13 protein-coding genes and 1 rRNA gene are annotated in these 13,600 nt (G+C 56.9%); 11 read left to right on the top strand and 3 right to left on the bottom strand.

Annotated elements, in window-relative coordinates:
• Positions 1–68: 68 nt before the first annotated feature.
• The 4 genes from tatA to tatD are packed head-to-tail and all read left to right on the top strand — an operon-like array spanning position 69 to position 2,458.
• Positions 69–320: a Sec-independent protein translocase subunit TatA gene (tatA, locus tag PFH44_RS05700; protein WP_041143520.1), complete on the top strand. Its 252-nt coding sequence runs from the start codon at positions 69–71 to the stop codon at positions 318–320.
• Positions 321–323: 3 nt separating this feature from the next.
• Positions 324–860 carry a Sec-independent protein translocase protein TatB gene (gene tatB, locus PFH44_RS05695; protein WP_045853587.1) on the top strand — a complete coding sequence of 179 codons (537 nt, stop codon included), beginning with the start codon at positions 324–326 and terminating at the stop codon, positions 858–860.
• Positions 861–862: 2 nt separating this feature from the next.
• Positions 863–1,636, top strand: a complete 774-nt coding sequence (gene tatC, locus PFH44_RS05690; RefSeq protein WP_045853586.1) for a Sec-independent protein translocase subunit TatC — start codon at positions 863–865, stop codon at positions 1,634–1,636.
• A 27-nt stretch (positions 1,637–1,663) separates the two neighbouring features.
• A complete protein-coding gene (gene tatD / locus PFH44_RS05685) occupies positions 1,664–2,458 on the top strand; it encodes a 3'-5' ssDNA/RNA exonuclease TatD (protein WP_161795630.1) in 795 nt (264 codons plus the stop codon).
• 8 nt (positions 2,459–2,466) lie between these two features.
• On the opposite strand, the gene rfaH is transcribed toward tatD, so the two are convergent.
• Complete coding sequence (gene rfaH / locus PFH44_RS05680) at positions 2,467–2,955, bottom strand: transcription/translation regulatory transformer protein RfaH (protein ID WP_041143524.1); 489 nt, start codon at positions 2,953–2,955, stop codon at positions 2,467–2,469.
• A 177-nt stretch (positions 2,956–3,132) separates the two neighbouring features.
• Here rfaH and ubiD point away from each other — a divergent pair, with 177 nt between their 5' ends.
• Positions 3,133–4,602 carry a 4-hydroxy-3-polyprenylbenzoate decarboxylase gene (ubiD, locus tag PFH44_RS05675; RefSeq protein WP_041143525.1) on the top strand — a complete coding sequence of 490 codons (1,470 nt, stop codon included), beginning with the start codon at positions 3,133–3,135 and terminating at the stop codon, positions 4,600–4,602.
• 55 nt (positions 4,603–4,657) lie between these two features.
• On the top strand, positions 4,658–5,359 hold the full coding sequence (gene fre, locus PFH44_RS05670; RefSeq protein WP_045853584.1) for an NAD(P)H-flavin reductase: 702 nt from the start codon (positions 4,658–4,660) through the stop codon (positions 5,357–5,359).
• Positions 5,360–5,593: 234 nt separating this feature from the next.
• On the opposite strand, the gene fadA is transcribed toward fre, so the two are convergent.
• Positions 5,594–6,757 carry an acetyl-CoA C-acyltransferase FadA gene (gene fadA, locus PFH44_RS05665; RefSeq protein ID WP_283824542.1) on the bottom strand — a complete coding sequence of 388 codons (1,164 nt, stop codon included), beginning with the start codon at positions 6,755–6,757 and terminating at the stop codon, positions 5,594–5,596.
• 9 nt (positions 6,758–6,766) lie between these two features.
• Positions 6,767–8,956, bottom strand: coding sequence for a fatty acid oxidation complex subunit alpha FadB (gene fadB, locus PFH44_RS05660; RefSeq protein ID WP_283824541.1), 2,190 nt, complete (start codon positions 8,954–8,956; stop codon positions 6,767–6,769).
• Positions 8,957–9,148: 192 nt separating this feature from the next.
• Between fadB and pepQ the strand changes: the two genes are divergently transcribed.
• From pepQ to PFH44_RS05635, 5 genes are all read left to right on the top strand, one after another.
• Positions 9,149–10,480, top strand: coding sequence for a Xaa-Pro dipeptidase (gene pepQ / locus PFH44_RS05655; protein WP_045853581.1), 1,332 nt, complete (start codon positions 9,149–9,151; stop codon positions 10,478–10,480).
• A complete protein-coding gene (locus PFH44_RS05650) occupies positions 10,480–11,094 on the top strand; it encodes an IMPACT family protein (protein ID WP_045853580.1) in 615 nt (204 codons plus the stop codon). The genes pepQ and PFH44_RS05650 overlap by 1 nt, the downstream gene beginning before the upstream one ends.
• Positions 11,095–11,134: 40 nt before the next feature.
• Positions 11,135–12,586 carry a Trk system potassium transporter TrkH gene (trkH, locus tag PFH44_RS05645; protein WP_045853579.1) on the top strand — a complete coding sequence of 484 codons (1,452 nt, stop codon included), beginning with the start codon at positions 11,135–11,137 and terminating at the stop codon, positions 12,584–12,586.
• Positions 12,587–12,597: 11 nt separating this feature from the next.
• Positions 12,598–13,131: a menaquinone-dependent protoporphyrinogen IX dehydrogenase gene (hemG, locus tag PFH44_RS05640; RefSeq protein WP_283824540.1), complete on the top strand. Its 534-nt coding sequence runs from the start codon at positions 12,598–12,600 to the stop codon at positions 13,129–13,131.
• 404 nt (positions 13,132–13,535) lie between these two features.
• Positions 13,536–13,600, top strand: a 16S ribosomal RNA gene (locus PFH44_RS05635); the annotation flags it as partial.

The following is a 13,600-nucleotide window of genomic DNA, read 5'->3' as shown; positions in this document are numbered from 1 at the left end:
GAGGCGGCCCGCGGGATGACGTGTATAATGCGTCCCATTAATTCATCATCTGTCATAGGGGAATGTGTATGGGTGGTATCAGTATCTGGCAGTTATTAATTGTTGTCGTCATCGTCGTTCTGCTTTTTGGGACAAAAAAGCTGAGCTCGCTGGGATCGGATTTAGGCGCATCAATCAAGGGCTTTAAAAAGGCTATGAGTGATGATGAAAAACCTGAAAACGGGACTCCGGACGCGGATTTCGCGGCGAAATCTATCGCTGACAAGCAGGATGATGCGAAAAAAGACGAGACAAAACGCCACGACAAAGAGCAGGTGTAATTCGTGTTCGATATCGGTTTTAGTGAACTACTGCTGGTGTTTGTGATTGGCCTTATCGTACTGGGGCCACAGCGACTGCCCGTAGCGGTAAAAACGGTGGCTAGCTGGATCCGCACGCTGCGGTCGCTGGCGGCCACCGTGCAAAATGAGATCACTCAGGAACTAAAACTGCAGGAGTTTCAGGAGAGCCTGAAGAAAGTCGAAAAGGCGAGCCTGGATAACCTGACGCCTGAGCTGAAGGCCTCAATGGACGAGCTGCGTGAAGCCGCCGAATCCATGAAACGCTCCTATTCCGCGCACGATCCTGAGAAAGCCAGCGACGAAGCGAACACTATCCATAACCCGGTGGTGAAAGGCAGCGAAGAACAGCGGCAGGACGTCACGCCGGCGACGGCTGAACGCCAGGCCAGCGCGCCGGTTCATGCGCCAGCCAGCGCCGTCGATGAGCCGCTGACGCCGTCGACCGAGCTTCCTGAAGCCAAAGAAAAGGCTGCCGTAAAAGCTACCGATTCCTCCCCCGCATCGAGTGATAAACCGTAAAAATGGGCGTAGACGATACTCAACCGCTAATTTCGCATCTGATTGAGCTGCGTAAGCGTCTGATCAACAGCATTCTCGCGATTCTGGTGATTTTTCTGGCGTTGGTTTACTTTGCCAACGACATCTATCAGCTGGTTTCGGCCCCGCTTATCCGGCAGATGCCGGTTGGCGCGACGATGATCGCCACGGACGTAGCCTCTCCTTTCTTCACGCCGATCAAGCTGACATTTATGGTCTCGATCATTTTGTCGGTGCCGGTCATTCTTTATCAGGTCTGGGCGTTTGTGGCGCCGGCCCTGTATAAGCATGAACGCCGGCTGGTGATGCCGCTGCTGGTCTCCAGCACGCTGCTGTTCTACATCGGTATGGCCTTCGCCTACTTTGTGGTGTTCCCGCTGGCGTTTGGCTTCCTGACGCACGCGGCGCCGGAAGGCGTGCAGGTCTCCACCGATATCCGCAGCTATCTCGACTTCGTCATGGCGCTATTTATCGCTTTTGGCGTCTCGTTTGAGGTGCCGGTAGCCATCGTCCTGCTGTGCTGGATGGGCGTCACCACGCCGGACGATCTGCGTAAGAAACGGCCCTATGTGCTGGTCGGCGCCTTCGTTGTGGGTATGCTGCTGACGCCGCCGGACGTATTCTCGCAAACGCTGCTGGCGATTCCGATGTACTGCCTGTTTGAAGTTGGGGTCTTCTTCGCCCGCTTCTACACCGGAAAACGCCTGACGCGCGATGAAGATGCCGCTGCCGAAGAGGCGGGCAGTAAAGAAGAGTAGCTAACCGCCCGTCAGGGCGGTTGTCATATGGGAGGGGCGATGTTTGATATTGGCGTAAATCTGACCAGTTCACAGTTTTCTCGCGATCGTGATGAGGTCGTTGCCCGCGCTCAGGCGGCCGGCGTGACCGGCATGCTGCTGACCGGCACCAATCTCCATGAAAGTGAACAGGCGCAGCAGATGGCGCGGCGCTATTCCCGCTGCTGGTCAACCGCAGGCGTGCACCCGCATGACAGCAGCAGCTGGACGGAGTCGGTCGCGGTGGCGATCGGCGAGCTGGCGCGCAGGCCTGAAGTGGTGGCAATCGGTGAATGCGGCCTCGATTTCAACCGTAACTTTTCGACTCCTGCGGAGCAGGAAGCGGCGTTTAGCGCCCAGCTGGCGCTGGCGGCCGAGCTTTCGCTGCCGGTATTTTTGCACTGCCGCGACGCCCACGAGCGCTTTCTGACGCTGCTCTCGCCGTGGCTGGATAAGCTGCCCGGAGCCGTGCTGCACTGCTTTACCGGCAGCCGTGATGAAGTACGCGAGTGTCTGGAGAGAGGTTTGTATATCGGGATCACCGGCTGGGTATGCGACGAGCGTCGCGGCCTTGAGCTGCGCAATCTGCTGACTGAAATTCCGGCCGATCGCCTGCTGATTGAGACCGATGCGCCCTATCTACTGCCGCGAGACCTGAGCCCTAAACCCAATTCCCGGCGCAACGAGCCCGTGCACCTGCCGCACATCCTGACGCGCGTTGCGGGCTGGCGCGGGGAGGAGGCTCAGCGGCTGGAGGCGGTGACGGACGCCAACGCCAGAACGCTCTTTGGCGTTCGCTTTTAGCCGCGCCGTCAGATTTTATGGAAGTCGGTATTTTTGACGCTCTGCAGCACCTGTTTGTTAAGCAGGTTTAGCAGCAGCATAGAGCGCGTTTCGCCATCCGGCTCGCTGAAGATCGCCTGCAGGCCTTCGAACGCGCCGTCGGTAATCAGCACGCTATCGCCGCCATGCGGCGTTTCCGGATCCGTAATGCCTTCCGGTTTATAGATAGAGAGCTGATGGATAACCGCCGACGGTACGGTAGCCGGCTGGGCGCCAAAACGAACAAAGCTGTTCACGCCGCGCGTAGCGCTAATGGTCGTGGTATGGATAACTTCCGGATCGAATTCGATAAACAGATAGTTAGGGAACAGGGGTTCGCTGACCGTAGTGCGTTTACCGCGGACGATTTTTTCCAGTGCGATCGTCGGCATCAGGCAATTGACCGCCTGCCGTTCGAGATGTTCCTGGGCGCGCTGAAGCTGCCCACGCTTGCAATACAGTAAATACCAGGCTTGCATAATAACTCTTTCCACTCGATTAGTAGCAAGCATAACAAAAGCCTGGAGCGATCGCGAAAGCCATTATAAGTGAAAACTAAAATTCTATATTCTTTCACGCTAATTTAACAAAAGTACAGCATGGCACCGGCGAACACCGTATAATCAGCCGCCTGTATAGAGGTCAATAACAACTCCATGAAATACCACGATCTACGCGACTTTCTGACATTACTGGAGCAGCAGGGGGAACTGAAAAGGATATCCCTGCCGGTCGATCCTCATCTGGAAATCACCGAAATTGCCGATCGCACTTTACGTGCCGGCGGCCCGGCTCTGCTATTCGAAAATCCTAAAGGTTACACCATGCCGGTGCTGTGTAATCTGTTTGGCACGCCTAAGCGCGTGGCGATGGGCATGGGGCAGGAAGACGTTAGCTCGCTGCGGGAAGTGGGCAAGCTGTTAGCTTTCCTCAAAGAACCTGAGCCGCCAAAAGGCTTTCGCGATCTCTTCGATAAGCTGCCGCAGTTCAAGCAGGTACTGAACATGCCGACTAAGCGCCTGCGCGGCGCTCCCTGTCAGCAGAAAATTATCGAAGGCGAGAGCGTCGACCTGACGCAGATCCCGATTATGACCTGCTGGCCGGATGATGCCGCGCCGCTGATTACGTGGGGGCTGACGGTCACCCGCGGCCCGCATAAGGAACGGCAGAACCTGGGTATCTATCGCCAGCAGCTGATTGGCAAAAATAAGCTGATTATGCGCTGGCTATCCCATCGCGGCGGCGCGCTGGATTTCCAGGAGTGGTGTGCGGCGCATCCGGGAGAGCGTTTCCCGGTCTCCGTGGCGCTCGGCGCCGACCCGGCGACCATTCTTGCGGCAGTAACGCCGGTTCCCGATACCCTTTCAGAGTACGCTTTTGCCGGCCTGCTGCGCGGAACGAAAACGGAAGTCGTGAAGTGTATTTCTAACGATCTGGAAGTACCCGCCAGTGCTGAAATTGTGCTGGAAGGATATATTGAACCGGGTGAAATGGCGCCGGAAGGGCCGTATGGCGATCATACCGGCTATTACAACGAAGTGGACAGCTTCCCGGTGTTTACGGTGACCCATATCACCCGACGCGAAGATGCCATTTACCATTCGACCTACACCGGAAGGCCGCCCGATGAGCCTGCCGTATTAGGCGTGGCGCTAAACGAAGTCTTTGTGCCGATTCTGCAAAAGCAGTTCCCGGAAATTGTCGATTTCTACCTGCCGCCGGAAGGATGCTCTTACCGCCTGGCGGTAGTCACGATGAAGAAACAGTACGCCGGACATGCTAAACGCGTGATGATGGGCGTATGGTCCTTCCTGCGCCAGTTTATGTACACCAAATTCGTTATTGTCTGCGATGATGACGTTAACGCGCGCGACTGGAACGATGTGATCTGGGCGATTACTACCCGGATGGACCCGGCTCGTGATACGGTACTGGTAGAAAATACGCCAATTGATTATCTGGATTTTGCCTCGCCGGTTTCCGGCCTGGGTTCAAAAATGGGGCTGGATGCCACAAACAAATGGCCAGGCGAGACTCAGCGAGAATGGGGCCGCCCAATCAAAAAAGATCCTGAGGTGACGGCGCGCGTCGACGCCATCTGGGACGAGCTGGCTATCTTTAAATAACAGTAAGCGGGGCTAACGCCGCTGTTTTGCTCTATAGACCCGACAGAGGGGACGCATGACAACCTTAAGCTGTAAAGTGACCTCGGTGGAGGCGATTACCGATACCGTGTATCGCGTTCGATTAGTGCCAGAAGCGGCTTTCTCTTTCCGCGCTGGCCAGTATTTGATGGTGGTAATGGATGAGCGCGATAAGCGTCCGTTCTCTATGGCCTCTACGCCAGCGGAACAGGAGTTTATTGAACTGCATATCGGCGCTTCTGAGCTAAACCTGTATGCGATGGCGGTCATGGATCGCATCCTGAAAGAGCGTGAGATCGAGGTTGATATCCCGCATGGCGAAGCCTGGCTGCGTGAAGATGAGGATCGTCCGCTCATTCTCATTGCCGGGGGAACCGGTTTTTCATACGTGCGTTCCATTTTGTTAACGGCTCTGGCCCGCAATCCGAATCGCGATATTGCCATCTACTGGGGCGGCCGCGAGGCGAAGCACCTCTACGATCTGTCTGAGCTGGAAGCGCTGAGCATTGAGCATCCTGGCCTGCGCATTGAGCCGGTTGTTGAACAGCCGGAAGAGGAGTGGCGCGGACGTTCCGGAACCGTGCTGACCGCGGTGCTGCAGGATTACGGCACCCTGGCGGAGCATGATATCTACATTGCCGGTCGCTTCGAAATGGCTAAAATTGCCCGCGACCTGTTCTGTAATGAACGCCATGCCCGTGAAGATCGCCTGTTTGGTGACGCCTTCGCGTTTATCTGATTATCGGCGCCCCGTTCTTGCGGGAAGGGGCGGCTGATGGTGGATTGCAGAAATAAAAAACCCGCCCCTGACAGGCGGGAAGAACGGCAACTAAACCCCCCTCCCGTCATAATTCACGCTGCCTCTTTGCTGGCTGCCTTCGTTCACCCCGGTCACATAGTTATCTATGCTGCCGGGGATTTACCTGGTTGCCGCCGCGATGCCGCAGGAATTATTCAGGGATTAACTCTTTGATCAAATCCGCTCAAATACCGTCGCAATCCCCTGACCTAAACCAATGCACATGGTGGCCAGCCCAAACTGCGCGTCTTTGCGCTCCATCTGATTAATTAACGTGGTACTGATACGCGCGCCGGAGCAGCCCAGCGGGTGGCCCAGGGCGATCGCACCGCCGTTAAGGTTGATCTTTTCGTCGATCTGCTCCATCAGGCCCAGATCTTTTATGCACGGCAGGATCTGCGCGGCAAACGCTTCGTTCATTTCAAAAACGTCGATATCGCTGGCGCTCAGTCCGGCCTTTTTCAGCGCCAGCTTTGAGGCCGGAACCGGGCCGTAGCCCATGATGGACGGATCGCAGCCAACAACGGCCATTGAGCGTACGCGGGCGCGGGGTTTCAGCCCCAGCTCCCGGGCGCGGCTCTCGCTCATCAGCAGCATGGCGGCAGCGCCGTCGGAGAGGGCGGAAGAGGTGCCTGCGGTGACGGTGCCGGTGACCGGGTCAAAGGCGGGGCGCAGCGCGGCCAGCGCCTCTACGGTGGTTTCCGGGCGAATAACTTCATCATAGTTAAATGATTTCAGTACCCCGTCGGCGTCGTGACCGCCCGTGGCAACAATCTCATTTTTAAAGGCGCCGGATTGCGTCGCAGCCCATGCGCGAGCGTGGGAGCGTGCGGCAAACTGGTCCTGCATTTCGCGGCTGATGCCGTGAAGACGCGCCAGCATCTCTGCCGTCAGGCCCATCATGCCGGCCGCTTTGGCGACGTTACGGCTAAGGCCCGGGTGGAAATCGACGCCGTGGCTCATCGGGACGTGGCCCATATGCTCCACGCCACCAATCAGGCATACGCTCGCGTCGCCGGTCATGATCATGCGCGCCGCATCGTGCAGCGCCTGCATCGATGAACCGCACAGGCGGTTAACCGTCGTCGCGGGCACCGAGTGCGGGATCTCCGCCAGCAGCGCCGCGTTACGTGCGATGTTGAAACCCTGCTCCAGCGTTTGCTGTACGCAGCCCCAGTAGATATCGTCAATCGTGGTGGCGTCGAGCGCCGGATTACGCGATAGCAGGCTACGCATCAGGTGCGCGGAGAGGTCTTCCGCACGCACGTGGCGAAACGCGCCGCCTTTTGAACGGCCCATCGGGGTACGAATTGCATCGACAATGACAACCTGTTCCATTGTGACTCCTTAAGCCGTTTTCAGCTCGCCTACCGGGCGGGCAGGCTCAACCGGGGGGTAATAGGGTTCGTTATGGCGCGCTTTGCTGCGCAGACCTTCTGGCACCTCATACAGCGGGCCGAGGTGCTGGTACTGCTGCGCCATATCGAGATATTTTGCGCTGCCCAGCGTATCCAGCCAGCGGAAGGCTCCGCCGTGGAATGGAGGGAAGCCGAGGCCATAAACCAGCGCCATATCCGCTTCCGCCGGGCTGGCGATAATGCCTTCTTCCAGGCAACGCACCACTTCGTTGACCATGGGGATCATCATGCGGGCGATAATTTCTTCATCGCTGAAGTCGCGCTTCGGCTGGCTTACGTCCGCCAGCAGGCCTTCAACGGCCGCGTCCTCTTCTTTCTTCGGTTTGCCTTTGCTGTCCTGGGTATAGCGCCAGAAGCCAAGGCCGTTTTTCTGGCCGAAGCGGGTCGCGTCGAACAGGGCGTCAATCGCGTCGCGATAATCTTTCTGCATGCGCTGCGGGAAGCCGGCGGCCATCACCGCCTGCGCGTGATGAGCGGTATCGATGCCGACCACGTCGAGCAGGTACGCCGGGCCCATCGGCCAGCCGAACAGCTTCTCCATGACCTTATCGACCTTGCGGAAGTCCGCGCCATCGCGCAGCAGCTGGCTGAAGCCGGCGAAGTAGGGGAACAGCACGCGGTTGACGAAGAAGCCGGGGCAGTCGTTAACCACGATCGGCGTTTTGCCCATCTTGCTGGCCCAGGCCACCACTTTGGCAATCGTCTCGTCCGAGGTTTTTTCACCGCGAATCACTTCAACCAGCGGCATGCGGTGCACCGGGTTAAAGAAGTGCATGCCGCAGAAGTTCTCCGGACGCTGCAGCACGCTTGCCAGTTCGCCGATCGGGATCGTTGAGGTGTTGGAGGCCAGCACCGTATCCGGGCGCACTTTGCCTTCGGTCTCAGCCAGCACCGCTTTTTTCACTTTCGGGTTTTCGACAACGGCTTCCACGACCACGTCCACGCGCTCAAAGCCGGAGTAGTCCAGCGTTGGCTGAATGGTGCCGATGACGCCAGCCAGCTTCAGGCCGTCAATCTTGCCGCGCTCAAGCTGTTTGTTAAGCAGCTTGGCGGCTTCATTCATGCCGAGCGTCAGCGATTTGTCGTTAATATCCTTCATGATGACCGGCACGCCTTTCCAGGCAGACTGATAGGCGATACCGCCGCCCATAATCCCCGCGCCCAGCACGGCGGCCTGTTTCGGGGTTTCAACGTCTTTGGTGAGCTTCTTCGCTTTGCCTTTGACGTACTGATCGTTGAGGAAGATGCCGACCAGCGCGCGGGCCTCTTTGGTGTGCGCCAGCGGGACGAAGCTTTGATTCTCCAGCTTCAGCGCCTCATCGCGGCCGAGTCGCGCGGCAGCTTCGATGGTTTTGACGGCGGTCATCGGCGCCGGATAGTGTTTACCGGCGGTCTGGGCAACCATGCCTTTCGCAATAGTGAAGCTCATGGCCGCTTCGATTTTGCTGAGCTTCAGCGGCTCCAGCTTCGGCTGGCGCTTCGCCTGCCAGTCGAGATCGCCGCTAATGGCCTGGCGTAAAATGCTGAGCGCGCCGTCGCGCAGTTTCTCCGGCTTGACGATGCCGTCGACGAGGCCGATTTTCAGCGCCTGATCCGCACCGACGTCTTTGCCGGCGGCGATAATTTCCAGTGCGCTATCGGCACCGAGCAGACGCGGCATACGCACTGAACCGCCGAAGCCCGGCATGATGCCCAGCTTAGTTTCCGGCAGGCCGATGCGCAGGTCCGGCGTGGCCAGGCGATAGTCCGTTGCCAGCACGCACTCGCAGCCGCCGCCCAGCGCATAGCCGTTGACCGCTGAAACGGTGGGCACCGGTAAATCTTCGAGGCGGTTGAAAACGCTGTTGGCAAAATGCAGCCATTGGCTCAGCTGCTCCTGCGGGACCAGGAACAGGGAGAGAAATTCGGTTATGTCGGCACCGACGATAAAGGCCGCTTTTTCAGAGCGCAGCAGCAGCCCTTTAAGATCTGTTTGCTTTTCGAGCACGTCCAGCGCATGGCCGAGGCTGGCTACGGTTGCGGTATCGAGCTTGTTCACCGAGCCGGGGGCATCGAACACCAGTTCGGCAATGCCATCTTCCAGCCAGTCGAGGTACAGGTTGTCGCCTTTGTAGAGCATGTCAGTCTCCTGAATCCAGCAATATGATCTGGTCGTACCAGATGAAACGGAGTGTGGGATTTATGTTAAAGAATTGCAAACAAGTCTTTAAATAAATGCTGGTCGGATCACACCCGGCGGAAATCGCCCTGCCGGAAGCCGATGTGCTAAGATGCGGAGAGTCACGATCTAATAAAATCAAAGGATAAATAGATGGAATCACTAGCCGCGCTCTATAAAAACCATATTGCTACCCTACAAGAACGTACCCGTGATGTTTTATCTCGCTTTAAGCTCGATGCCTTACTGATTCACTCCGGTGAGCTGGTTAACGTTTTTCTTGACGATCATCCGTACCCGTTCAAGGTCAATCCGCAGTTTAAAGCGTGGGTGCCCGTCACGCAGGTTCCTAACTGCTGGCTGCTGGTGGATGGCGTCAATAAGCCGAAGCTGTGGTTCTACCTGCCGGTTGATTACTGGCATAACGTTGAGCCGCTGCCGACTTCCTTCTGGACCGAAGAGGTGGACGTGATTGCGCTGCCGAAGGCGGATGGTATCGGTAGTCAGCTCCCGGCGGCGCGCGGCAATATCGGCTATATCGGCCCGGTCCCTGAGCGCGCGCTGGGGTTAGAGATCGCCGCGGATAAAATCAACCCGAAAGGGGTTATCGACTATCTGCACTACTACCGCTCCTATAAAACGGATTACGAGCTGGCCTGCATGCGCGAAGCGCAGAAATCAGCGATCAACGGTCATCGGGCGGCGCATGAAGCCTTCCTGTCCGGGATGAGCGAGTTCGATATCAACCAGGCCTATCTGACCGCGACCGGTCACCGCGATACCGACGTACCGTACAGCAACATCGTGGCGATCAATGAGCACGCCTCCGTGCTGCACTACACCAAACTGGATCACCGTGCGCCGGCGGAAGCGCGCAGCTTCCTGCTTGATGCCGGTGCGGAATATAACGGCTATGCGGCGGATCTCACGCGCACCTGGGCCGCGCATGGCGATAGCGACTTTGCCCAGCTGATTAAGGACGTTAATGACGAGCAGCTGGCGCTGATTAGCACGCTGAAAGTCGGCACCAGCTACGTGGATTACCACGTCCAGTTCCATCAGCGCATTGCTAAGCTGCTGCGTAAGCATCAGATCGTCACCAACATGAGCGAAGAGGCGATGGTCGAAAACGACCTGACCGGGCCGTTTATGCCTCACGGCATCGGCCACCCGCTGGGCCTGCAGGTGCATGATGTCGCCGGCTTTATGCAGGATGATTCCGGTACTCATCTGGCGGCGCCGTCTAAATATCCGTACCTGCGCTGCACGCGCGTCATCCAGCCGCGTATGGTGCTGACCATCGAGCCGGGTATCTACTTTATTGAATCCCTGCTGGCGCCGTGGCGCGAAGGGCAGTTCAGCAAGCACTTCGACTGGCAGAAAATTGAAGCGCTGAAACCGTTTGGCGGCATTCGTATCGAAGATAACGTCGTTATCCATGAAAGCAGTGTCGAAAATATGACGCGTGACCTGAAACTGGCCTGATGGACAGCTGGTTGATACCGGCCGCGCCGGTGAGCTTTGTCGAAGAGATTAAGAAGAGCCGGTTTATTACGCTACTGGCGCATACCGATGGCGTAATGGCGGCAAAGGCGTTTGTTGAATCAGTAAGAGCGGATCACCCGGACGCTCGCCACCACTGCGTGGCGTGGGTGGCCGGGCCGCCGAATGATTCACAGCAGCTGGGTTTCTCCGACGATGGTGAACCGGCGGGAACGGCAGGTAAACCGATGCTGGCACAGCTTATGGGCAGCGGCGTTGGTGAGATAACCGCCGTCGTAGTGCGTTACTACGGCGGTATTCTGCTGGGTACCGGTGGTCTGGTGAAGGCCTATGGCGGTGGCGTACACCAGGCGCTTGCTCAGCTGACAACGCAGCGCAAGACGCCGCTGACCGCATATACTTTGCAGTGTGAATACGGGCAATTAGCCGGTGTTGAGGCGCTGTTGACCCAGTTCGCAGGGCACATTGTCGAAAGCGAATATCAGGCGTTCGTCCAGCTGCATGTTGCGCTTCCTCAAGCTGAAGTGGCGTCATTTTCAGCAAAACTGGCTGATTTTAGCCGTGGCTCGTTGCAATTACTGAAGATTGACGAATAATCCCCACCTGATTTTTTGCATATCAAAGGAAGCGCCAGAGATGCATTTTCGCGCGATTACCCGAATCGTTGGACTGCTGGTCATTTTATTTTCAGGGACCATGATCCTCCCGGGATTAGTGGCCCTGATATACCGTGATGGTGCCGGGCGGGCGTTTACCCAGACCTTTTTCGCCGCTTTAGCTATTGGCTCTCTATTATGGTGGCCGAACCGCCGTGAAAAGGGTGAGCTGAAATCCCGCGAGGGCTTCCTGATCGTCGTCCTCTTCTGGACCGTGCTGGGCAGCGTCGGTGCGCTGCCGTTTATCTTCGCAGAGCAGCCAAACCTGACGGTAACCGATGCGTTTTTTGAATCCTTCTCTGGCCTCACCACCACGGGCGCAACCACGCTGGTTGGCCTCGACTCGCTGCCTCATGCCATCCTTTTCTATCGCCAGATGCTGCAGTGGTTTGGCGGGATGGGGATCATTGTGCTGGCGGTCGCGATCCTGCCGATACTCGGCGTCGGTGGGATGCAGCTGTACCGGGCGGAGATGCCCGGGCCGCTGAAGGATAACAAAATGCGCCCGCGAATTGCCGAAACGGCAAAAACGCTGTGGCTCATCTACGTTCTGCTGACCGTCGCCTGCGCGCTGGCGCTGTGGTTTGCCGGGATGCCGGCGTTTGACGCCATCGGTCACAGCTTTTCGACCATCGCTATTGGCGGCTTCTCCACGCATGACGCCAGCGTCGGCTACTTTAATAGTCCGACGATTAACTCGATTATTGCGGTCTTCCTGCTGATCTCCGGCTGTAACTACGGCCTGCACTTTTCATTACTCAGCGGACGAAGCCTCAAGGTGTACTGGCGTGACCCCGAATTCCGCATGTTTATTGGCGTACAGCTGACGCTGGTGGTGATTTGCACGCTGGTGCTGTGGCTGCATGATGTCTATAGCTCCGCGTTAACCACCTTGAACCAGGCCTTCTTCCAGGTTGTCTCAATGGCCACGACGGCGGGCTTCACCACCGATAGCATTGCGCGCTGGCCGCTGTTCCTTCCGGTGCTGCTGCTGTGCTCGGCATTTATCGGCGGCTGTGCCGGTTCGACGGGCGGTGGTCTGAAGGTTATTCGTATCCTGCTGCTCTTTAAGCAGGGGAACCGCGAGCTGAAACGCCTGGTACACCCGAATGCGGTGTACAGCATTAAGCTGGGCAACCGCGCGCTGCCGGAACGCATCCTCGAAGCCGTATGGGGATTCTTCTCCGCCTATGCGCTGGTGTTTATCATTAGTATGCTGGCGATTATTGCTACCGGCGTCGATGACTTCTCCGCATTTGCTTCGGTCGTCGCAACCTTAAACAACCTGGGGCCGGGCCTGGGCGTCGTGGCGGATAACTTTGCGACGATGAATCCGGTCGCAAAATGGATCCTGATTGCTAATATGCTATTTGGTCGTCTGGAAGTGTTCACCCTGTTGGTGCTGTTTACTCCCACTTTCTGGCGTGAATAGCTGGAGTATTTGTGAAAACGTTGATTCTATTTTCCACCCGTGATGGGCAGACTCGTGAAATTGCCTCCTTTCTGGCATCCGAGCTGAAAGAGCTGGGCGTCGATGCGGACACCCTCAACCTTAACCGCGCCCATGCGGTTGCATGGCACGACTACGATCGCGTGGTGATTGGGGCATCCATTCGCTATGGCCACTTCCATCCTGCGGTTGACCGCTTCGTGAAGAAGCACCTGCAGTCGCTGAACGCGCTGCCCGGTGCGTTTTTTTCGGTTAACCTCGTGGCGCGTAAACCTGAGAAGCGTACTCCGCAAACCAATAGCTATACGCGCAAGTTCCTGCTCGGTTCACCGTGGCAGCCGCAGCGTAGCGCGGTGTTTGCCGGTGCGCTGCGCTATCCGCGCTATAGCTGGTACGACCGCCTAATGATCCGCCTGATTATGAAGATGACCGGCGGTGAAACGGATACCAGTAAAGAAGTGGTCTATACCGACTGGCAGCAGGTCGCTAATTTTGCGCGAGAGATCGCACAAATGAGTAGCAAATAGCGGATAAAATCACCGTGATGATGGCAAACTGAGCGGTTGAAAAGTTTTTTGCAAACAGGGCTTGTCAACGTCGGAGAACTCCCTATAATGCGCCTCCACTGACACGGAACAACGGCCAACACGCCGCCGGGTCAGAAGGCTCCAGCGTTGAATATCAGCCGCCAAAGCCGACGGAGAAAAGCAAAATAAACGCTTGACTCTGAATGAGGAAAACGTATTATACGGGACCTCGCGACAGAGCGCTAAAGCGCGTCGCAACTGCTCTTTAACAATTTATCAGACAATCTGTGTGGGCACTCAAAGTGACATGGATTCTTAACGTCCCCGGACGAAAAATGAATGCCAAGTCTTATGAGTGAACATACGTAATTCATTACGAAGTTTAATTCATGAGCATCAAACTTAAATTGAAGAGTTTGATCATGGCTCAGATTGAACGCTGGCGGCAGGCCTAACACATGCAAGTCGA

This window comes from Klebsiella sp. Ech2A, assembly GCF_030078455.1.
In the GTDB taxonomy this organism is placed as follows: Bacteria; Pseudomonadota; Gammaproteobacteria; order Enterobacterales; family Enterobacteriaceae; genus Klebsiella; species Klebsiella terrigena.
This window is presented reverse-complemented; position numbering and strand designations above follow the sequence as displayed.